Source organism: Rhodoferax lacus (assembly GCF_003415675.1).
Lineage (GTDB): Bacteria > Pseudomonadota > Gammaproteobacteria > Burkholderiales > Burkholderiaceae_C > Allorhodoferax > Allorhodoferax lacus.
In genome coordinates this window covers 1-21,096 of sequence record NZ_QFZK01000007.1, presented here as the reverse complement: position 1 = coordinate 21,096, position 21,096 = coordinate 1, and the positions used below count along the sequence as shown (strand labels likewise).

At 59.7% G+C, this 21,096-nt stretch carries 20 protein-coding genes; 8 read left to right on the top strand and 12 right to left on the bottom strand.

Annotation, left to right across the window (positions count from 1 at the left end):
• Nucleotides 1-14: 14 nt before the first annotated feature.
• Complete coding sequence (locus tag DIC66_RS12440) at nucleotides 15-284, bottom strand: BufA1 family periplasmic bufferin-type metallophore (protein WP_117177654.1); 270 nt, start codon at nucleotides 282-284, stop codon at nucleotides 15-17.
• A 199-nt stretch (nucleotides 285-483) separates the two neighbouring features.
• On the opposite strand from DIC66_RS12440, the gene DIC66_RS12435 reads away from it, so the two are divergent.
• The 3 genes from DIC66_RS12435 (at nucleotide 484) to DIC66_RS23260 (ending at nucleotide 1,898) form a co-directional block, all read left to right on the top strand.
• Nucleotides 484-1,074 (top strand): sigma-70 family RNA polymerase sigma factor, encoded by a 591-nt coding sequence (locus DIC66_RS12435; protein WP_117177652.1) that lies wholly within the window; start codon nucleotides 484-486, stop codon nucleotides 1,072-1,074.
• Nucleotides 1,074-1,268 (top strand): zf-HC2 domain-containing protein, encoded by a 195-nt coding sequence (locus DIC66_RS12430; protein ID WP_117177650.1) that lies wholly within the window; start codon nucleotides 1,074-1,076, stop codon nucleotides 1,266-1,268. The genes DIC66_RS12435 and DIC66_RS12430 overlap by 1 nt, the downstream gene beginning before the upstream one ends.
• Nucleotides 1,269-1,469: 201 nt before the next feature.
• Nucleotides 1,470-1,898, top strand: a complete 429-nt coding sequence (locus DIC66_RS23260; RefSeq protein ID WP_199534736.1) for an RNA recognition motif domain-containing protein — start codon at nucleotides 1,470-1,472, stop codon at nucleotides 1,896-1,898.
• Nucleotides 1,899-1,963: 65 nt separating this feature from the next.
• Here DIC66_RS23260 and DIC66_RS12420 read toward each other — a convergent pair whose 3' ends face one another.
• Genes DIC66_RS12420 through DIC66_RS12405 form a run of 4 tightly spaced genes read right to left on the bottom strand, consistent with a single transcriptional unit; the run spans nucleotide 1,964 to nucleotide 4,947 of the window.
• Nucleotides 1,964-2,740 carry an SDR family oxidoreductase gene (locus tag DIC66_RS12420; protein WP_199534735.1) on the bottom strand — a complete coding sequence of 259 codons (777 nt, stop codon included), beginning with the start codon at nucleotides 2,738-2,740 and terminating at the stop codon, nucleotides 1,964-1,966.
• A 34-nt stretch (nucleotides 2,741-2,774) separates the two neighbouring features.
• Nucleotides 2,775-3,401, bottom strand: coding sequence for an LPS export ABC transporter periplasmic protein LptC (gene lptC, locus DIC66_RS12415; protein WP_117177646.1), 627 nt, complete (start codon nucleotides 3,399-3,401; stop codon nucleotides 2,775-2,777).
• Entirely contained in the window at nucleotides 3,401-3,946 is a 546-nt protein-coding gene (locus DIC66_RS12410) for a KdsC family phosphatase (RefSeq protein WP_117177644.1), read from the bottom strand. Before DIC66_RS12410 ends, lptC begins: the two co-directional genes overlap by 1 nt.
• Nucleotides 3,946-4,947, bottom strand: coding sequence for a KpsF/GutQ family sugar-phosphate isomerase (locus DIC66_RS12405; RefSeq protein ID WP_117177642.1), 1,002 nt, complete (start codon nucleotides 4,945-4,947; stop codon nucleotides 3,946-3,948). Before DIC66_RS12405 ends, DIC66_RS12410 begins: the two co-directional genes overlap by 1 nt.
• 54 nt (nucleotides 4,948-5,001) lie before the next feature.
• Between DIC66_RS12405 and DIC66_RS12400 the strand changes: the two genes are divergently transcribed.
• Both DIC66_RS12400 and DIC66_RS12395 read left to right on the top strand, forming a co-directional pair.
• Nucleotides 5,002-6,987, top strand: coding sequence for a cation:proton antiporter domain-containing protein (locus DIC66_RS12400; protein ID WP_117177640.1), 1,986 nt, complete (start codon nucleotides 5,002-5,004; stop codon nucleotides 6,985-6,987).
• A gap of 58 nt (nucleotides 6,988-7,045) precedes the next feature.
• On the top strand, nucleotides 7,046-7,600 hold the full coding sequence (locus DIC66_RS12395) for an adenine phosphoribosyltransferase (protein ID WP_117177638.1): 555 nt from the start codon (nucleotides 7,046-7,048) through the stop codon (nucleotides 7,598-7,600).
• A 29-nt stretch (nucleotides 7,601-7,629) separates the two neighbouring features.
• Here DIC66_RS12395 and DIC66_RS12390 read toward each other — a convergent pair whose 3' ends face one another.
• The 6 genes from DIC66_RS12390 to rpmH form a co-directional block, all read right to left on the bottom strand.
• Nucleotides 7,630-8,346 (bottom strand): hypothetical protein, encoded by a 717-nt coding sequence (locus DIC66_RS12390; RefSeq protein ID WP_117177636.1) that lies wholly within the window; start codon nucleotides 8,344-8,346, stop codon nucleotides 7,630-7,632.
• A gap of 44 nt (nucleotides 8,347-8,390) precedes the next feature.
• Complete coding sequence (gene mnmE, locus DIC66_RS12385) at nucleotides 8,391-9,797, bottom strand: tRNA uridine-5-carboxymethylaminomethyl(34) synthesis GTPase MnmE (RefSeq protein ID WP_117177634.1); 1,407 nt, start codon at nucleotides 9,795-9,797, stop codon at nucleotides 8,391-8,393.
• Between the two features lie 55 nt (nucleotides 9,798-9,852).
• A complete protein-coding gene (yidC, locus tag DIC66_RS12380) occupies nucleotides 9,853-11,559 on the bottom strand; it encodes a membrane protein insertase YidC (RefSeq protein WP_117177632.1) in 1,707 nt (568 codons plus the stop codon).
• A complete protein-coding gene (gene yidD, locus DIC66_RS12375) occupies nucleotides 11,556-11,825 on the bottom strand; it encodes a membrane protein insertion efficiency factor YidD (RefSeq protein WP_117177630.1) in 270 nt (89 codons plus the stop codon). The genes yidC and yidD overlap by 4 nt, the downstream gene beginning before the upstream one ends.
• A complete protein-coding gene (locus DIC66_RS12370) occupies nucleotides 11,822-12,244 on the bottom strand; it encodes a ribonuclease P protein component (protein WP_117177929.1) in 423 nt (140 codons plus the stop codon). Before DIC66_RS12370 ends, yidD begins: the two co-directional genes overlap by 4 nt.
• 82 nt (nucleotides 12,245-12,326) lie before the next feature.
• Entirely contained in the window at nucleotides 12,327-12,461 is a 135-nt protein-coding gene (gene rpmH, locus DIC66_RS12365; RefSeq protein ID WP_006299042.1) for a 50S ribosomal protein L34, read from the bottom strand.
• 216 nt (nucleotides 12,462-12,677) lie between these two features.
• On the opposite strand from rpmH, the gene dnaA reads away from it, so the two are divergent.
• The 3 genes from dnaA to gyrB all read left to right on the top strand — a co-directional run bounded on the left by dnaA (nucleotide 12,678) and on the right by gyrB (nucleotide 18,022).
• A complete protein-coding gene (gene dnaA, locus DIC66_RS12360; RefSeq protein ID WP_117177628.1) occupies nucleotides 12,678-14,090 on the top strand; it encodes a chromosomal replication initiator protein DnaA in 1,413 nt (470 codons plus the stop codon).
• Between the two features lie 122 nt (nucleotides 14,091-14,212).
• Entirely contained in the window at nucleotides 14,213-15,319 is a 1,107-nt protein-coding gene (gene dnaN / locus DIC66_RS12355; RefSeq protein ID WP_117177626.1) for a DNA polymerase III subunit beta, read from the top strand.
• Between the two features lie 93 nt (nucleotides 15,320-15,412).
• Nucleotides 15,413-18,022 (top strand): DNA topoisomerase (ATP-hydrolyzing) subunit B, encoded by a 2,610-nt coding sequence (gene gyrB / locus DIC66_RS12350; protein WP_199534734.1) that lies wholly within the window; start codon nucleotides 15,413-15,415, stop codon nucleotides 18,020-18,022.
• A gap of 376 nt (nucleotides 18,023-18,398) precedes the next feature.
• Here gyrB and DIC66_RS22910 read toward each other — a convergent pair whose 3' ends face one another.
• The gene (locus DIC66_RS22910) at nucleotides 18,399-20,690 is read right to left on the bottom strand and encodes a hypothetical protein (RefSeq protein ID WP_147321302.1); all 2,292 of its coding nucleotides are present in this window, start codon (nucleotides 20,688-20,690) and stop codon (nucleotides 18,399-18,401) included.
• Between the last annotated feature and the right edge of the window lie 406 nt (nucleotides 20,691-21,096).

The window sequence follows — 21,096 nt, the reverse complement described above, 5'->3', positions numbered from 1 at the left end:
GTGCTGCGCAGGGCTTACATCTTGGCTTTGCCGGCCTCTTCGGCCGTGAGGCCCTTCATGTCCTTGCAAGTGCCTTTGGCGACATATTTCCACTCAGTCTTGTCCATATCGACCTTGGACTGACCAGCGCACGAATGGGCTCCGGATGCATTGGCGCAATCGTTTTGCCCGGCCTTGGCAATACCAAAGCATTTTTCCTTTTCTGCAGCAACCGCAGGGGCGGATGCAAGAGCAAGCGTCATCAGGGTGGCGGCAGTGGCGGCGATCAGGGTGGTTTGTTTCATGGTGGGTCCTGTAGTTTGGATAAGAAGGGTGATTGAAGGGCAACCAGATCTGGCAATCTACGACTGCACACAGGCTGGTTAACTTTTGGTCTTTTGCACAGAGAAATTCTTACACCGTGGTCACAGATTGTGTCCGACACCCGCACCATTTGCACGGTATACACTGCTTCGCACTGTCACAACGAAGGCAAGTGTCCGCATGTCCAGACTCCCCCACGATTTGCCCGCTTTTGAAGAACAGGTGGCGGACCTGCGCGGCTACCTGATGAAGTTCGCACGCCTGCAATTGCGCAACGAGACCTGGGCAGAAGACGCCGTCTCCGAAGTCATGCTGGCAGCGCTGGCCAAGCCCCAGGCTTTCGGTAACCGCTCACAGCTCAAGACCTGGCTGGTCGGAATCCTCAAGCACAAGATCATTGATGCCATCCGCCAACGGGCGCGCGAAGTGTGCCAGGAGCAGGACCGCAGCGAAAGCGATGAAGACCCCTTGGACTATTTGGGCTTCAAGGCTGACGGGCACTATGTCGAGCCACCCGCTGAATGGGGCAATCCTGAGCAGCAAGCCAGCAGTCGGCAGTTTTTCGAAGTGCTGGAAGCCTGTGTCAGCCATCTGCCGGTAGTGCAAGGTAGATTGTTTTTGATGCGGGAGTGGCTGGAACTCAGCAGCGAAGAGGTTTGTAAGGAGCTTGGGCTGACGTCGACGAATCTCTACGTGCAATTGCACCGCGCGCGTTTGCGGCTTCGCGAATGCTTGGAATTGAACTGGTACGGAAAGGCGGTGCAACCGTGATGCCACTGAAAAGAACCTGCAAGGAAGCCACAGCCCTGATGGTGGCGCGCGAAGACCGCTCGTTGGCTTGGCGTGACCACCTTGCCTTGCGCCTGCATTTGCTGGTGTGTAAGGCATGCCCGCGCTTTGAGCGGCAAATGCTGGGCATGCGCCAGCAACTTAAACAGTGGCGCAATTACACGATGCCCGATTGAGGCCTCCCTGAGGCTCCAGCGATTTCAACAAATAAATTAGGAATGTTCTGAAATTTGGCGCATAATGAAATTGCCTTGTCAGAATTCTGGCAGGGAAGTTTGCGGTGTCTAGTCAGTTTCGCGTCTGCTCTAAGTCTTTATTGGTTTGTTGATTGCGGTTTTGGACTCCATCGCGTTTTGAGTTATTTTGAGGAGTCCTTTATGGGCAACAAACTTTACGTTGGCAATCTGCCATATTCTTTCCGTGACGAAGACCTGCAGCAAGCTTTTGCTCCCCACGGTACCGTTACCAGCGCCAAAGTCATGATGGAACGTGACACTGGCCGTTCCAAGGGCTTCGGCTTTGTGGAAATGGGCAGCGATGCTGAAGCACAAGCTGCTATCAGCGGCGTGAACGGCCAACAATACGGCGGCCGCGGTCTGGTTGTGAACGAAGCCCGTCCCATGGAACCCCGTCCTCCCCGCTCCGGTGGCGGCGGCTTCGGTGGTGGTGCTGGCGGTGGCGGCGGCTACGGTGGCGGCGGACGCTCCGGTGGCGGCGGCGGTGGTGGATACGGCGGCGGCGGTGGCGGTGGACGCTCCGGCGGTGGCGGTGGTGGTTACGGCGGTGGCCGTGGCTCCAGCTACTAAGCTGCTCCAAGCATAAAAAAAGGACCTTCGGGTCCTTTTTGCATTTGGGGCTTGCCTGTCATGCCTCAGTCTTCACCCTCGCGATGTTTGCGCGGTCGACCGGCCAGCAGTTTATCAAACAGGGCGTTCGGCAGCACTCGCAGCAGTTTGGCCACCCAGCCCATCTGCCAGGGAATCACCCGGTAGCTCGCGCCTGAGCGGATGGCCTCAAACGCACGGTCAGCAAATTTGTGCGCTGGCATCAGGAACGGCATGGCATAGCGGTTTTGCCGCGTCAGCGGTGTGTCTATGTAGCCGGGGCACAGCGTCACCACCTGGATGCCACTGGCGCGCAACTCACCCCGCAGACTTTCGCAATAGGCAATGGCGGCTGCCTTGCTGGCGCAGTACGCACCGTGCCCAGGCAAACCGCGTATACCCGCCACGCTGCCTATCCCCACCAGCTTTCCGGTACCCCGCTTGCACATGCCGTCAACAAACGGATGGAACGTGGCAGCCAAGCCGAGGTTGTTAGTGGCAAAGGTGCGCGCCATGACTTCCAGGTCGGCACGTACACCTGTGTCCATGCCCACGCTGATGCCCGCGTTGGCGATGACAACATCGGGCACACCCTGGTCTCTGATACACATCTGGCCAGCGGCCACGATGCTGCTGGTGTCGGCCACATCGGCACCGTACACACGCACGCGCGTGGCGTCCAGGCCCTGCGTCTGAACCCATTCCTGCATGGTGTCGATGCGCCTGGCGACCAGGGCCAACCGGTAGCCCGCCTGGTAAAAGCGCCAGGCCAGTGCCTGTCCAATGCCGCTGGAAGCGCCGGTAATGAAAACCAGAGGAGTCATGGCCAGTCCCTATGCAATCTGTCTCGTCCGCCAACTAGCGCTGCGGCTTTGGCACCAGGGTACCGCGTACCCTGCCCTGAAGCTGCAGCACCTGCTCTACGTTGTCAAAATCCAGAGAGTCTGCGGTGAACCGGTCGCTGCCGCGCTGCAGTTCCACGGGCTTGTGGGATTTGAGCCTTTCGGTGTTCATGAAGGCATGCAAAAACTCACTGCGGTACTGCAGGCTGGGGCTGGGTGCTTCGCCATTTTGCGCGCCGGACTCCCGTACCACCAGCGCATGGCCCATGAGTTGCACTTCCGAGCCGTCTTCGTTGGTCAGCCCGCGGTCAGCCGAAGCGGTGGTGAGATTCCCCTTGGCATCAAAGGAGCGGATGTAAATGCCGTCGATTTCCAGCCATTGGGTGTCGGGGTAGTGGCGCACCTTGTCGCCCGTGACCTCGCTGCGCATGTGACCATTGGCATCAAAGGTTTTGACCGAAAACCCGTCCATGAAGTAGTCCGGGTCATGGCGTTGCACGCGCGCTGGCTCCACGGACTGCACCGACGGTGTACTGCGCACCACCCAGTAGCTGCCCAAGGCCAGCACCGCCATGCAGGCCAGAGGCAGGTACAGCAAAAAGCGGTCCCAGGCCTCACTGACAAAGGTCTGCCCCCGGCCCATCAGCGGCTGTACTCCGCAAGCAAATCCACATAGCGTCCACTGGCGACCAGCAGCAGGTCGCAGAGCTCGCGTACCGCACCGGAGCCGCCCGCAGCCCTTGTAACGTAGTGCGCCGAAGCCAGCACTTCAACGTGCGCATTGGCAGGTGCACAGGCGAAAGCGGCACGGCTTAGCAAGGGCAGGTCCGGCCAGTCATCTCCCATGGCAGCCGCCTGGCTCCAGTCCAGGCCCAATGCCGCCAGAGTCTTCCCTGCGGCAGGTGCCTTGTCTTCGGTACCGAAATGCGTGTTCACTACGCCCAGCGCTTCGAGCCGTTTGCGCAGCGGCTTGGAATCGCGCCCGGATATCACTGCGGGGGTAATGCCGGCCTTTTGCAGCAGCTTCAACCCGTGGCCGTCAAGGGTGTTGAAGCGTTTGAGGGTCTCGCCGCTTTCGGAATACAGCAGACCGCCATCGGTGAGCACACCGTCCACATCAAAGAAGACCACCTTGATGCCTTGGGCCTTGAGAAGCAAGGCCGGATCAAACCGGAGAGCGGGCGCCATCAGATGACCTTGGCCCGCATCAGATCATTGCTGCTGACAGCGCCGCACAAGCGCCCATCGGCATCGAGCACCAGCACACTGTTGATGCGGTTGCGCTCCATCAGGTCGGCGGCCTCCACCGCCAGCGCCAGCACGCCTATCGTCTTGGGACCGGTGTGCATGACATCGGCCGCCACGCTGTCACGCAAGTCACGTCCCTGCTCGACCAGGCGGCGCAAATCTCCATCGGTAAATATGCCCAGCACCTGGTTTGAAGCGTCGACGATGGCCGCTGCGCCCAGGCCTTTTGCGCTCATCTCGCGCATCAAATCGCTGAAGCGGGCGTCGGGCGTAACCTTGGGCACAGCATCGCCACTGCGCATGACATCACTGACATGGGTCAGCAGTTTGCGGCCCAGCGCGCCACCGGGATGGGAGCGGGCAAAGTCCTCGGCCCGGAACCCCCGTGCGTCCAGCAGGGCGACGGCCAGCGCGTCACCCAGCGCCATTTGGACTGTGGTGCTGGCAGTGGGCGCCAGATTCAGCGGGCAAGCCTCTTTGGATACCGCGCTGTCGAGCCACAAGTCGGCATGCTGGGCCATGGTGCTTTGGGCGTTGCCGGTCATGGCAATCAAGGGTGCACCCAAACGCTTGAGCACTGGCAACAAGACTGCCATTTCCTGGGACTCGCCGCTGTTGGAAATGGCCAGTACCAGGTCTTGCGCGGTGATCATGCCCAAGTCGCCGTGGCTGGCCTCGGCAGGGTGCACAAACATGGCAGGCGTGCCCGTGGAGGCCAGTGTGGCAGCCATCTTGCGGCCAATGTGGCCGCTCTTGCCCATGCCCATCACCACCACGCGACCCCGGATGGCCAGCACCATTTCCACAGCCTGGGCAAAGGAGACGCCGACGCGGCCCTTGAGTTCCATCACTGCGTTGGCCTCGATGGCCAGCGTCTCCTGGGCCAGGGCAATGGCGCGTTCTGCGCGGCGGTTGGAGGACGGGGGTGCGGTGACAGTCATGCAGCCATTTTATAGAGCCCCTCACTGCCCTGGTGCACTTGCTAGTATCGAAGCATGAGCGGACTGGAAATTGCCCTTTTGTATTTGCTTGCTGCCGTGCTGGGCGTGGTTGCCTGCCGCCTGCTCAAGTTGCCGCCCATGCTGGGCTATCTGGGCGTTGGAGTCATCATCGGTCCCAACACGCGGGCCCTGTCCCAGAGTGTGGAAGCCGTGCAGCACCTGGGCGAGTTTGGTGTGGTGTTTCTGATGTTTGTGATCGGACTGGAGTTCAACCTGCCCAAGCTGCGCGCCATGCGCCAGCATGTGCTGGGCCTGGGCCTGCTGCAGGTGGTGCTGACCATGCTGGTGGGCACCGTTGTCATGGTGACCTTGGCCCGTTTGCTGCCTGGCCTGTGGGGCATGGACTGGAAAGCAGCCCTGACCCTGTCTGCCGCGCTGGCCATGAGCAGCACGGCAATCGTGGTCAAGCTGATGGTAGAGCGCCTGGAACTGGAATCGGAACACGGCAAACGCGTCATGGGCGTCTTGTTGTTCCAGGACCTGGCCCTGGTCCCTTTGCTGGTGCTGGTACCAGCACTGGGCGCCTCGGCGGAAAACCTGCTCGCGGCCTTGGCGCTGGCGGCACTCAAGGCGACGGTGTTGGTTACGCTGCTTCTGGTGGGTGGCCAACATGTGATACGGCGCTGGCTGACGGTGGTGGCACGGCGCAAGAGCGATGAGCTGTTTGTGCTCAACCTGCTGTTCATAACACTAGGCCTGGCCTGGCTGACGGAGCAGGCGGGCTTGAGCCTGGCACTGGGGGCCTTTATCGCCGGCATGCTGATTTCAGAAACCGAATACAAGCACCAGGTGGAGACCGACATCCGCCCGTTCCATGATGTGCTGCTGGGTCTGTTTTTCATTGGCATCGGCATGCTGCTGGACTGGCGCCTGGTGCTGCAAAACTGGGGCCTGGTGCTCTTGCTGGTGCTGATTCCGCCGCTGCTGAAAGTGGCGCTGATCACAAGCCTCTCGCGCGGCCTGGGAGCGTCTACCGGCGTGGCCCTGCGCACCGGCCTGTACCTGGGGCAGGCGGGGGAATTCGGCTTTGTACTGCTGACCCTGGCAGAAGAGAATGCACTGGTGCCACCAGCCCTGCTGAACCCGATTCTGGCCGCCATGGTGCTGTCCATGGTGCTGACGCCGTTCATCGTCATGTACAGCAACCAGATCGTTATGCGGCTGGTGTCTACCGAATGGCTGCAACAGTCGCTGCAAATGACCACGATTGCGCGCAAGTCCATCAACGTGAGCGGCCACGTCATCATTTGCGGCTTTGGCCGCTGTGGCCAAAACCTGGCACGCATGCTGGAAGCCGAAGGCATTCCCTACCTGGCACTGGACCTGGACCCGGACCGGGTGCGGCAGACTGCAGCGGCCGGTCAGTCGGTGGTATTTGGTGACGCAGGCCGCTTGCAGGCGCTGATGGCGGCCGGTCTGGCCCGCGCCAAGGCGGTGGTCGTGACCTATCTGGACGAGGCGGCAGCCTTTAAAGTGCTGGCCAGCACCCAGTCGCACGCGCCGGAGGTGCCGGTAATCGTGCGTACCCAGGACGACCATAGTCTCGATAAGCTGCTGGCCGCGGGGGCTACCGAGGTGGTGCCTGAAGCCATTGAGGGGTCACTGATGCTGGCCAGCCACGCGCTGGCTCTGGTGGGTGTGCCCATGCGCCGCGTCATCCGTATCGTGCAGGACCAGCGCGATGCGCGCTACAACCTGCTGCGCGGCTTCTTTCACGGGGCCGACGACAATTCGGTGGATGAACTGCAGCATGAGCGTCTGGCCACCGTGACGCTGCCGCCCCTGTCGGGATTGCAGAACCGTCCCCTGTCTACCTATGCTTTGGGCGAGTTGGGCGTGCGGGTACTGAGCTTGCGCCGCGGCCATGGCCCGCCCCTTACAGCGCATGCCGCCACGCAACTCGAAGGCGGCGATACCCTGGTCTTGTCTGGCATGGCCGACGCACTCGCGCTGGCCGAACAACGCTTGCTCAAAGTGTGAGGAAGTTCCTGCACAAGGCACAATCCCTCCAACCCACCACTGCCCTTGGGGCCATCCTATGCAATACCAAAGCGTGAACCAGTACCTGCGAGACCACATCCGTACCGTGCCGGACTGGCCGGCCCCGGGCGTGCAGTTTCGCGACATCACGCCGCTGTTGCAGGACGCCAAGGTGTTCCGTGTGCTGATAGATGCCTTTGTGCACCGCTACATGGACCCGGCACTGCGCCCGGATGTGGTGGCTGGTCTGGATGCCCGCGGTTTCATCATCGGCGCGGTGGTGGCCTATGAGCTCAATGTGGGCTTTGTTCCTATCCGCAAAAAGGGCAAACTGCCCTTTACCACGGTGGAGGAAACCTATGAGCTGGAATACGGCAGCGCCACCGTGGAGCTGCATACTGACGCTGTCAAACCGGGGCAACGTGTGCTCTTGATTGATGACCTCATTGCCACCGGTGGCACCATGATGGCCGGGCGCCGCCTGTTGGAGCGGCAGGGGGCCCATGTGATGGAAGGGGCAGCCATTGTGGATTTGCCCGAGCTCGGTGGCTCGGCCAAGCTGCGGGAATCGGGCCTGCCGCTCTACACCCTGGTGGACTTTGCCGGCCACTAAGGGCGTGGTCGCTGGGTTGCGGAATTACCTTAGGTCAGTCCGCCAAACTGCGAGGGGCCCAATGGGGCAGGCGCCTCGAAAGGTTCGGTGTTGCTGAAGTCTGGCACGTGTTCGGAATTGCGACGCCCGGATTTGCGCGTTTCACTTCTCGGCAAGCCCCCGCTGGCCGCTGCGGCCACCGCCCGCTTGAAAGCCAGCACCTCTTCGGCTTGCAATTCCGCGTAGGGTGAGGCCGCTTGGGACACCGCCGGGGCCGGGCTTGGACTGGTTTGTTCGGCCGGGTGCGGCTGTGGCGCAGCATGCCCTGCGCCTGCGGCGCTGACCACCTCGTTGACCCGCCAATAAACCGCGGTTACCAGGATGTCGTAGCGTTCCTTTGCACTGCGGGCTATGGCACCCTCTGTCTCGGCAAATTGCGAGAGGCCGGACATGAATTCACGCGGAATGTCCACCATGATCAGGTACTTGCGGCCGCTGGAATCCAGCGAAAGCACCTTGAATTTGTAGGTGGACGACAGGATGCCCGTTGCCGTCATGCATTCGCGCACCACACCATACAGAAGCTCACGCCGCTCCAGACGTTCATTTCTGCGGCTGCCAACATCGGCACTCTTGTCAGGGGGCAACTGCAAATGCATCAGGCGGTTGATGGGCAGGGTGATGTCTACCTGGCCCAGGTCCGAGCTTTGCTCCGGTACCGACTCCGGGCTTGCTTCCTTTTTGCCAAACCAGCGTAAAAAAGACATGTATGTTTGAGGGAGTGACCAAGCAAAGCCCAGTGTAGGCCAGATTACTTGCCAATACAAAATTGGGAAAAAATCACACCCAGCAAGTCGTCCGAACTGAACTCACCGGTGATGTCACTCAGGGCACCCTGAGCCAGACGCAGTTCCTCGGCCAACAGGTCCAGGGCCTGCGCCTGGGAGGCCAGATGGGCCGCGGCCTCACGGCAATGCGCGTCCACGCTCCGCAGGGCCTGGATATGGCGCTCGCGGGCGATGAAGCTTCCGCCTGCTGGTGCCTGCCAACCCGCTGCCTGCAGCAGGGCCTGCCGCAAGGCGTCCAGTCCATGCCCGGTTTTGGCCGACAGCGTGATGCCTTCTGGCTGCAGCGCAGTGGATACAGCGTCAGCCTTGTTCCAGATGTCGATCACCGGCACGCCGGAAGGCAGCTTTTGCTGCAGGGCGGAACGGATTTCAACGTCACCCGCCTGGTAGCTCGGCTCTGCGGCGCGGGTCAGGTCATGCAGAAACAGCACGACATCGGCAGCCGTGATGGCCTCCCAGGCGCGTTCTATGCCGATGAGCTCCACCGTGTCCACGCTGGCGCGCAGTCCGGCTGTGTCAATCACATGGATGGGCACACCCTCAATCTGTATGGTCTCCTGCACGCGGTCACGGGTGGTGCCCGCAATGGGGGTGACGATGGCCAGCTCGGCCCCGGCCAAAGCATTGAGCAAGGAGGATTTACCAGCATTGGGCTGGCCGGCAATGACCACCTGTATGCCTTCCCGCAGCAGGGCGCCCTGCGATGCCCTGGCAAACACGGCCTGCAACGCAGCTTGAATCCGCTCCAACTGGCCGCTGGCATCTGCCTTTTGCAGGAAGTCGATTTCCTCTTCCGGGAAATCCAGGGTGGCCTCCACCAACATGCGCAAGCGGGTCAGGGCATCGCGCAGAGCGTGCACTTCCTTGGAAAAGGCGCCCGACAGGGATTGCGCGGCGCTGCGGGCCGCCGCCTCGGTGCTGGCATCGATCAGGTCGGCAATGGCTTCGGCCTGGGTCAGGTCGATTTTGTCGTTCAGAAAGGCCCGCTCGGAAAACTCGCCGGCTGCGGCCAGGCGCAGATGGGGCAAGACCAATTGGCCAGCTTGCGGGTCCCGTTGGGATGCGGCCTCCATGCAGCGCGCCAGCAGCAGTTGCAGCACCACCGGTCCACCGTGGGCCTGCAGCTCCAGCACATCCTCACCGGTAAAGGAATGCGGTGCCGCAAAGTAGAGCGCCAGGCCGCGGTCTATGGGTATGCCTGCCGCATCACAGAATGGAAGGTACACGGCCTCACGCGGCGGCAGCATGCGGCCAAACAGGGCCAGCGCCAAGGGCTTTAAATCCTTGCCGCTGACCCGCACCATACCCACCGCGCCCCGGCCGGGCGCCGTGGCAATGGCCAAAATGGGATCGTGGTGGCGGGGCAGCATAGAGGGGAAGTATCGCCCCCCTGGCGAGGCGCTGGTGGCGCCCCTGGGGGCTGGCTTAAAACTTGGGCAGGCTGAACTTGGGCGGCACGCCCATGCGGGTGTTGATGATCCACTGCTGGGCAATGGACAGCACGTTGTTGGTGATCCAGTACATCACCAGGCCCGAGGGGAAGAAGAAGAACATCACGCTGAAAGCCAGCGGCATGATCCACATCATCTTGGCCTGCATGGGGTCCGGTGGGGCCGGGTTCAGCGAAGTCTGCAGCAGCGTGGTCAGCGTCATGAACAGCGGCAGGATGTAGTACGGGTCGGGTGCCGACAGGTCATGGATCCACAGCGCCCAGGGGGCATTGCGCATTTCCACCGTCGCCAGCAGCACGGAGTACAGGGCAATGAATACGGGGATCTGGATCAGGATGGGGAAGCATCCACCCATGGGATTGACCTTTTCCTCGCGGTAGATACGCATCATCTCCTGCTGCATCTGCTGCGGCTTGTCTTTCAGGCGCTCACGCATTTCCATGATCTTGGGGTTGATGGCCTTCATCTTGGCCATGCTGCTGTAGGCCTTGGCGTTGAGCCAGTAGAAGGCAATCTTCAGCAACAGCACCAGGGCCACAATCGACCAGCCCCAGTTTTGAATAAAGCTGTGCAGCTTGTCGAGCAGCCAGTACAGGGGCTTGGCCAGAATCGTCAGGTGGCCATAGTCCTTGAGGAGCTCCAGGCCGGGCGAGAGGGACTCCAGCATTTTCTCTTCCTGCGGGCCCACAAACAGCTTGGCTTCCACCACCTTGGATGCACCTGCAGCCAGCGGCTCCAGCGGAGCCACCATGGTGGCGCGGTAGCAGCAGTCACCCAGCGTGGCACCAATGTCCACTGCGTCCATGGACAGGTTGCGCTGCACACCGTCGGGCAGTATCCAGGCGCTGGCAAAGTAGTGCTGCACCATGGCCACATAGCCGTTGGTGCTGGACTTCTCAAAATCGGCCTTCTTCTTCTTGATGTCCGCAAAGTCCACCTTCTGGAACTTCTTGGCCTCGGTGTACACGGCCGGGCCGGTGTAGGTCGAGTAGAAGGAAGAGCCGCCCGGAGGGCTGTTGCCATCACGCACCAATTGCAAGTAAAGCTGGGCCGACTGGGCTGCAGAAGAAGTGTTGATCAGCTCGTGCTTGACGGCGATGTCATAGGCACCGCGGCGCAGGGTGTAGGTCTTGACCAGCTTGATGCCACCCACGTCCGGAGAGGTAAAGGTGAGCACCAGCTCGTTCTGGCCATCGGCCAGGGAGTGGGAACCTGCAGCCGTCATCACGGTCTTGTGGGTGGGAAAGGCGCCACCGGTGTTGCCCGCCACCACGCCGGACTGAGCCATGTAAATGCGGTCCTTGCTGTCGTCGAGCAGCACCACGTTCTTGGTCTTGTCTTCGGCATCCGGGTACTTCAGCAACTCGGCGCGCACCAGGGAGCCGCCTTCGGTGTCCAGGGTGAGCTTGAGCACGTCGGTGCTGACTTCAAAGCGTTCCTTGGGCGTTGCGGGCGCTGCCGCAGCCACGGAAGTCGTACCCGGCAGCACTGCCGCACCGACCACGGCGGCGGGAATGGAGGCGTCAACCGCCGGTTTGGACACCGCTGGCGCACTGGCCTGGCTGACCGGGCCGGGGAAGAAAGTGGCCTTCTTGCCGTTGGAAACCTGCCACTGGTCCCACAACAGCACCATGGAAAAGCCAAAGATCACCCACAAAATGGTGCGGCGTATATCGTTCATGAGGGTTTCTTTTCAGACGGGGAAAGCAGACGGCCAAACAGCCGCGGGGATGCAGTGGGCACCGGATCAAGTCCTCCGGCACACCAGGGGTGGCAACGCGCAATGCGTGCCAGTGTGAGATACGAGCCCATGGCCGCGCCGTGCTTCTCCAGTGCCTGCAGCGCGTACAGCGAGCAGGTCGGCTCAAAACGGCAGGACGACCCCAGGCTGGGGCTCAGGAACAGGCGGTAGGCACGCACCAGGGCACTCAAGAGGCGTCGCATCATGCGGACGCTCCAGCATCCGGCACGGCAGTCGGGCAGGCGCGCGCAAACAGGCTCAGCAGCTCTGCCCGAACGGCGGCCTTCAAAAGCTCCGAGCTGGCACTGACAAACTGCTTGCGATCGAAACCTGCGCGCAAACGCACCACATGGGCGGCAACGCCCAGATGCGGTTCGAACTGCGCACTCACGGTATAGATCTGGCGCTTGATGGCGTTGCGGGTCACGGCCCGCTTGGCCCAACGCTTGGGCACCATGGCACCCAACCAGACGCACGCATGCGAAAAGAGAGGGGCTTGGGGGCCCATTCCAGCGGGCGTCTCCAGAACCAGATCCGCACAATGCAGTGCAAAGTGGGTGGTTCGGGCGAGCGTTTTGCCGGACAAAACTGCCTGGAACTGGGGCCGGGTTTTCAATCGCTGCACGTTGGAGCACACCGGAACTGAAACGCCTGGAGACAAAACAAGTGCCCCAAGCAATGGCCGATCAGAATAAAGACGAGTCGGCTTAGACAGCCAGGCGCTTGCGGCCCTTGGCACGGCGCGCATTGATCACAGCGCGGCCGCCGCGGGTCTTCATGCGGACCAGAAAGCCGTGGGTACGGGCGCGGCGAATTTTGGAAGGTTGGTAAGTACGTTTCATTTTGAATCTCTGATTTGAATCTGCGCTCAGGACCCCGACAACAATCAGGGAAACCCAAGATTATGGCAAATTTTCTCAATCGCGGCAAGGCCTTGGGCGTGACTCCGATTCTAAAGCGCTAACAACGGGCCCGATTTAAAAATGTGGATAAGCCTTTGATAATTTACAATCGAGGGCACAGCAAACCAAAACTATCCACAGAAGCTGAGAAGAAGAATGACCTCGGGACAACCCACCAGCAGCCAGCAAACGGCTGCACGCGACATAGGCCAAAGCCTGTGGCAAAGCTGCATAGACCAGCTGGCCCAGGAACTGCCAGAACAGCAATTCAACACCTGGATCAAGCCCCTGCAGGCCGAGGTCCAGGACGACTTTTCCAGGGTCACGATCTTTGTTGCCAACCGCTTCAAGCTCGACTGGGTACGTGCCCAATACAGCAGCCGCATTGCCGCCATGCTGGAGAAGCTGTATGGCCAGCCGGTACTGATTGAGTTAGCCATTACTCCGCGGGAAACCGTTGCCAGGCCTCAGTATGTGGCTGCCAGCTCCGAATCAGTGGTGATTGAAGAAGCCGCAGAGATCGGTGAAGACCGGGCCCTGGTTCCCCCCAAAAACCGACTCAACAGCATGCTCACTTTCGAGACGCTGGTGGAAGGCACCGCCAACCGCATGGCGCGCGCTGCGGCCATGCATGTGGCCACCATGCCGGGGCACCTGTACAACCCGCTGTTCATCTATGGTGGCGTGGGTTTGGGCAAGACCCACTTGATGCATGCGGTGGGCAACCGCCTGCTGGAAGACAAGCCCGGCAGCAAAGTTCTATACATTCATGCAGAACAGTTTGTGTCTGATGTGGTTAAGGCCTACCAGCGCAAGACTTTTGACGAATTCAAGGAGCGTTACCACTCGCTCGATTTGCTGTTGATTGACGATGTGCAGTTCTTTGCCAACAAGGACCGCACGCAGGAAGAGTTCTTCAATGCCTTCGAGGCGCTGCTGACCAAGAAGTCCCACATCGTCATGACCAGCGACACCTACCCCAAGGGCCTGGCTGACATCCATGAGCGCCTGGTCTCGCGTTTCGACTCGGGCCTGACGGTGGCCATTGAGCCGCCTGAGCTTGAAATGCGGGTGGCCATTCTGATCAACAAGGCGCGCGTGGAGGGCTCGGAAATGCCCGAAGAGGTGGCGTTTTTTGTGGCCAAGAACGTGCGCTCCAACGTACGCGAGTTGGAAGGCGCACTGCGCAAAATCCTGGCCTATTCGCGCTTCAACCAGAAGGAAATCTCGATTGCCCTGGCGCGCGAAGCGCTGCGCGACCTGCTGTCCATCCAGAACCGGCAGATCTCGGTGGAAAACATCCAGAAGACGGTGGCCGACTATTACAAGATCAAGGTCGCCGACATGTATTCCAAGAAGCGCCCGGCCAGCATCGCCCGCCCGCGCCAGATCGCCATGTACCTGGCCAAGGAACTGACACAAAAGAGCCTGCCGGAAATCGGCGAGCTGTTTGGTGGGCGCGACCACACCACGGTGCTGCACGCAGTGCGCAAGATTGGCGGCGAGCGCCAGCAAATGACCGAACTGAACCAGCAATTGCACGTTCTGGAGCAGACGCTCAAGGGTTGATTGCTAAAAACAGCAATGACAAGACGGTAAATGCTGCATAAAACAGCGAAAATGGCGGATTAACAAAGGTGCAGCTTCATTCGGACAGCGGCACCCATACAGCGACTCTGAAAGAGACTGAAATGATCGTATTGAAGGCAACGCAAGACAAAGTGCTCTCGGTTCTGCAATCCGTTGCAGGTATCGTAGAGCGGCGTCACACCTTACCGATTTTGGCCAACGTGCTTTTACGCAAGGTCGGCACCTCGATCCAGTTCACCACCAGCGACCTGGAAATCCAGATCCGTACCACCGCCGAGTTGGGCGGCGACACCGGCAACTTCACCACCACCGTTGGCGCGCGCAAGCTCATCGACATTCTGCGCACCATGCCAGCCGACCAGACCGTGTCGCTGGAGTCCAGCCAGAGCAAGATCATCCTCAAGGGTGGCAAGAGCAAATTCACCCTGCAAACCATGCAGGCCGAAGACTTCCCGCTGGTGCAGGAATCGGCCAACTTCGGCCCTGTGTTCAGCGTGCCGCAAAAGACCCTGAAGGACCTGCTGGGCCAGGTGGCCTTCGCCATGGCCGTGCACGACATCCGCTACTACCTCAACGGCATTCTGTTTGTTGCCGAAGGCAAGCAGCTCAGCCTGGTAGCCACCGACGGCCACCGCCTGGCCTTTGCGTCGGCCACGCTGGATGTGGAAGTGCCCAAGCAGGAAGTGATCCTGCCACGCAAGACCGTGATCGAGCTGCAGCGCCTCTTGAGCGACGCCGATGGTGCCATCGAGATGCAGTTCGCCAACAACCAGGCCAAGTTCAGCTTTGAGGGCATGGAGTTTGTGACCAAGCTGGTCGAAGGCAAGTTCCCCGACTACAACCGCGTCATCCCCAAGAACCACAAAAACATGATCACCCTGGGCCGCGCTGCCCTGCTGTCCACCCTGCAGCGCACCGCCATCCTGACCAGTGACAAGTTCAAGGGCGTGCGCCTGAACATCGACCCCGGATCCTTGCGCGTGGCCTCCAACAATGCCGAGCAGGAAGAAGCCGTGGACGAGCTCGACATCGACTACGGTGGCGACAGCATTGAGATCGGCTTCAACGTCACCTACCTGATCGACGCCCTGGCCAATATGAGCCAGGACATGGTGTCCATCGAGCTCTCAGACGGCAACAGCTCGGCGCTGTTCACCATCCCCGACAACGCCACCTTCAAGTACGTGGTGATGCCGATGCGGATCTGAGGTAGCACACCGCCCGGCACGCACCGAGACAAACCCCCGCCCTGCGGGGGTTTGGTCATTCCAGAGATTGAGATTTTGTGAGAGATGAGAGCCATGACTGAGAACAACAAGCCCCAAACTACCCCCGAAAACAACGCTTCCACCGAGGCCGTGCACACCGGGGAAGGCGGCAGCGACAGCTCCAACTTCCAGCCCACCATCGACGCACACCAGGTCGGCGCCTCTGAGGCCTATGGCGAAGGCTCCATCCAGATCCTCGAAGGCCTGGAAGCGGTGCGCAAGCGCCCCGGCATGTACATCGGCGACACGTCGGATGGCACCGGCCTGCACCACCTGGTGTTCGAGGTGGTGGACAACTCCATTGACGAGTCGCTGGCCGGCCACTGCGATGACATCCTGGTCACCATCCACTCCGACAACTCCATCAGCGTGGTGGACAACGGCCGCGGCATCCCCACCGGCGTGAAGATGGATGACAAGCACGAGCCCAAGCGCTCGGCTGCCGAGATTGCCCTCACCGAGCTGCATGCAGGCGGCAAGTTCAACCAGAACAGCTACAAGGTCTCTGGTGGTCTGCACGGTGTGGGCGTGAGCTGCGTGAATGCGCTCTCCAAAATGCTGCGCCTGACCATCCGCCGCGACGGCAAGGTGCATGTGATGGAGTTCAGCAAGGGCTTTGTGCAGAACCGCCTGGTGGAAACCGTGAACGGCGTGGAAGTCTCGCCCATGAAGGTGATTGGCGAGACCGAAAAGCGTGGCACCGAAGTGCACTTTTTGCCCGACACCGAGATCTTCAAAGAGAACAACGATTTCCATTACGAAATCCTCTCCAAGCGCCTGCGCGAACTCAGCTTCCTGAACAACGGTGTGCGCATCCGCCTGAAAGACGAGCGCAGCGGAAAGGAAGACGACTTTGCCGGCGCCGGTGGCGTGCAGGGCTTTGTGAACTTCATCAACAAGGGCAAGACGGTTCTGCACCCCAATGTGTTCCACGCCATGGGCGACCGCCAGAGCGACCAGGGCACCAACATCGGCGTGGAAGTGGCCATGCAGTGGAACAGCGGCTACAACGAGCAGGTGCTGTGTTTCACCAACAACATCCCCCAGCGCGACGGCGGCACCCACCTCACAGGCCTGCGCGCGGCCATGACGCGCGTGATCAACAAATACATTGACGACAGCGAGCTGGCCAAAAAAGCCAAGGTCGAAGTGTCGGGCGACGACATGCGCGAAGGCCTGTGCTGCGTGCTCAGCGTGAAGGTGCCCGAGCCCAAGTTCAGCAGCCAGACCAAGGACAAGCTTGTCAGCAGCGAAGTGCGCGGCCCGGTGGAAGACATTGTGAGCAAACTGCTGTTTGATTACCTGCAGGAGCGCCCCAACGACGCCAAGATCATTGTCGGCAAGATCATCGAAGCCGCCCGCGCCCGCGAAGCCGCCCGCAAGGCCCGCGACATGACGCGCCGCAAGGGTGTGCTCGACGGCATGGGCCTGCCCGGCAAGCTGGCCGACTGCCAGGAAAAAGACCCGGCGGGCTGCGAAATCTACATCGTCGAGGGTGACTCCGCCGGCGGCTCTGCCAAGCAGGGCCGCGACCGCAAATTCCAGGCCATCCTGCCCCTGCGCGGCAAGATCCTGAACGTGGAAAAAGCCCGCTACGAAAAGCTGCTGACCAGCAACGAAATCCTGACGCTCATCACGGCCCTGGGCACCGGCATTGGCAAGGCCGGCGGCACCACCGGCAACGACGACTTCAATGTGGCCAAGCTGCGCTACCACCGCATCATCATCATGACCGACGCCGACGTGGACGGCGCCCACATCCGCACCCTGCTGCTGACCTTCTTCTACCGCCAGATGCCCGAGCTGGTGGAGCGCGGCCACATCTACATTGCGCAGCCCCCTCTGTACAAGGTCAAGGCCGGCAAGGAAGAGCTGTATTTGCAAGGTGCGGGCGACCTGGACAACTTCCTGCTGCGCATCGCGCTGGTCAACGCCTCGGTCTACACCGGTGGCCCCAACGGCAGCACGCTCAACGGCGAGACGCTCTCCGAGCTGGCACGCAAGCACCAGGTGGCCCAGGCCGTGATTGCGCGCCTGAAAAACTTCATGGATGCCGAAGCCCTGCGCAGCGTGGCCGATGGCGTGGCGCTGAACCTGGACACCGTGGCCGACGCCGAAGTATCCGCCGCCGCCCTGCAGGCCAAGTTGCCCGATGCCGAAGTGGCTGGTGAGTTTGACGTGCGCACCGACAAACCCATTCTGCGCATCAGCCGCCGCCACCACGGCAATGTGAAGAGCAGCGTGCTCACGCAGGACTTTGTGCACGGCGCCGACTACAAGGCCCTGGCCGATGCGGCCGACACCTTCAAGGGCCTGCTGTCCGAAGGCGCGCGCGTCATGCGCGGCGAGGGCGAGCGCCAGAAGGAAGAAAAGGTCAACGACTTCCGCGAAGCCATGGCCTGGCTGCTGACCCAGGCCGAGGGAGCCACCAGCCGCCAGCGCTACAAGGGTTTGGGCGAGATGAACCCCGCGCAACTCTGGGAAACCACCATGGACCCCACCGTGCGCCGCCTGCTGCGCGTGCAGATCGACGACGCCATCGAAGCCGATCGCGTGTTCACCATGCTGATGGGCGATGAGGTGGAGCCGCGCCGCGAGTTCATTGAGACCAATGCACTGCGGGCAGGGAATATTGATATTTGAGTTTGTAGGGTCTCAGAAAGATTGCAAAAATTCTCACTTGATGCAAAAACAGCCGCCTTCGCGGCTGTTTTTTATTGGGCACTCGTCGGAACCTGTTTTCAATAGATCGCTGATGTGATCTGACCGTATATGTTTTGGACCAATTGCGGACATTCGCCAATGACCGCTTCGGAGTTGTGAATTTGGAGTAATTGCGAAATCGGTTAGTCGCCACATGACTTTCGCTACAGGTTAACTGCTGTCGTTCGAGTTTGGCGGCTGAGAGACTGAAACACCAAAGCCAGCCCAAGGTGCGGACAACTGATGGTCGCGAAAGCAGACCTTCATCGAAGTACAGCCACGAGGTCGGCAGAACCCAGAAAGAAACAAGTATTCGCTACCTGCGCGCCAACGCTGCCAATCGCCTGAAACTACTAAGGTCGTTTAGTTCTAGCGACAGCTTTTGAATATGGGCCAGGGCAACGCCTAGCTGATGTGGCACGACAACTCGATCGCCAGAGGCAATTGTCTTATCGAGAAGTTTTAGAAACGCCCGTGCCTTAACAGCGTCATCGACAATCAATAACTTTTGTCTGCCTTCGCTATCGCCGTAAAGGCCGTAGTCAATCATTGACCATGCATCAAAAGGAACGAGAAAGCGACTTACAGCATCAACTGCAGTTGCGAATGCCTCTTTCGACGCGGCAGGGAGCGCGGCAAAGGCCTTGCTAACGCCGGGCGTGGAAAGCGATGACTCCTGCGGCCAAATGACCTTCAAAAATGGAAAGACTGCACGCTCAAAAACTTCGCTAGCAGAATGCGCGGCTTTCTTGGCATTAGCAACGTCGTTGACGAACCGAGTTAGTACGCCAGCAACATTGGCCCGAACCTCATCTTCAACCGATCGAAGCATCTGCTGAACGGCGCCAACATCGATAGCAGGTTTGCGAGATTCCAGATTTGATTGCAAACACTCTATGACAAGGTCCATTGCGAATATCTGACGACTCTCCCGGGAAATCCCCAGATCAGTTGAGCGCCGCAACATCTCCTTCCCCAACGCCTTGATCACATCGACAAACTGAAAGCGGCGAGCGACTGCTCTCCATAAAACTCTGGACTCGTCATCTGGACGAAGCAGAGGAGGAACAAGCGTCCGTTTTGTCCACTGTCTATCTGCGTTGAGAAAGTACGCGAACGTCTCGATCAGCCGATACAAAGCGATCAGCTTGGATCTTCCGTTTGATTCAATGATCAAGTCCCGCATCAAGCGTAACGGTGTGCCAGCGGCAAAAGGCCGGCTGCCCTCCACTAGTCGAGGGCAGCCGGCCAGAAATACGCCAATCAACTTGCCTGCTGGCGTGTTGAGTGTGTCCAAATCCATGGGTGCGGCGTCGCCAACTTGTGACCCTGATGTACTTAAATCTGACTGACCCTCCGCACTACGTCGTGCGTTTGTTGCCTTCACCGCATATGGCCAAATGCGATTCCATGTCACGCGCCCACGCTTAGAAACAACAACTTGACGCTCCCAGCTAGACAGCCACTGCGCTAAGCCTTCAATCGCTCGTTCAATTATGTCGTCGGGTACGGCCTCCAACAAAATAAGGACACGTTCAGCCTCAACTGCAAGATCGCGATCACCACCAACACTTTGAGGGGAATGTGCCCAACCAAGGCGCTCCCAAAGTGGAGCTGAACCACGTCGAGGATCCTTCGAAGACTCCAAGTCACGAAGGATCTGCTCCACACTTTGCGGCTGTCTTAACCAATTGGCAGCTCGTTCAGCTGGGTCCGAATCCCAGCTGATTCGCGGTGATGTGAGTGCTATCGCCAAGGCATCCAGTCGGCCTTCTCCGTCGAGCAAGTCAAATTGAGGGTCTGGATCGCTTTGCAGCCGATGAACTCCGGTCGCAGCAGGAAATCCCGACTCAAGCCCTGCATCCGTGTCAGAAGCCTGCACTTTCGATCTCTTATCGTCTAGCCAGTTCTTGGTACCTTCATCCAATCTTCCTTCTGCTGCCAAGATCCGCATCAGCTCTTGGACTGCCGCTAGTTGTTGTTCGCGCTTGAAGGCTTCGCCTGGGGGCATATGTGGCCACACCCTTCTTGGTGGCATATTCTTGATGCGGTCTGAAATTGCAATCTGCTCAAACTCAGAGAGGTCTCGAAATCGGCGAGCCCTAAGCTCGGCGATCTCAGGAAAGTACTGAATTCCCCAGAACAGATCGTCCATCGAATTCAGCTGAAAGTCGGCGACATCCTCGGGTGAAGCGAACCGAAGGTCCCGGGCAAGTGCAGCCCAAAGACGAACAAACACTGGCGATGATGAATTGCGCCAGCTATAAGCAATCTCACGAGCTGCAAAGGCATCCAATTCAAGAAGCCGATCCAACGCTGCATAGAGCAGCTTCACCGAGGGAGCAATACCTTCGTGAAATTCGTCCAGCTCGGTATTCGGGCCGTCTTCGGCAGTACCTGAGGCCGTATAAACCCGATTGAGTTGGCCAAGACGCCAAGTCTCATATCCCCCATCCCAACCAGTCCGTTTAGCAATATCCAGTCCCCTTTCAACTGCTGCCAACAGGGCAATGCAGAGTGAATATATGAATGGTTGGCTCGCAATCTCGGACAACTTGATAACGTTTAGATCAACGGCCTTTCCGCTTGCTAAGCGGATCGAAAACAAGTCGTTCGCCTGCTTCGGCTTCCGCCTTCTGATAGACCGGCCAGAGAAAGAGCGAGAGTGAATCTCCAAGTGCAGGCGCGGAGCAACCAGCTCAACTATGTCCTGAATTGCGGATCCTGACAGCTCGCCATCTGAAAGTCTCGAACTAATTTCGTACTCACTTACATCGAGCCGCGAGTCAGTGGCTGGATCACGCCAAAACTCTTCAATAAGTCTCCACGCAGATTTCCACGGTTCGGGAAGCTTTCGCCCGTCATCAGAATTTAGCGAATGAACTACTGAATCGCCCCGGGTTTTGAGGAGGCTCCAACATTTGAGAAGATGGAGCCATGAGAAAGTCAACGAAGTTTTCCCCCGAAGTCCGCGAACGTGCAGTGCGCATGGTGCAGGAGCACCGTGGCGAATA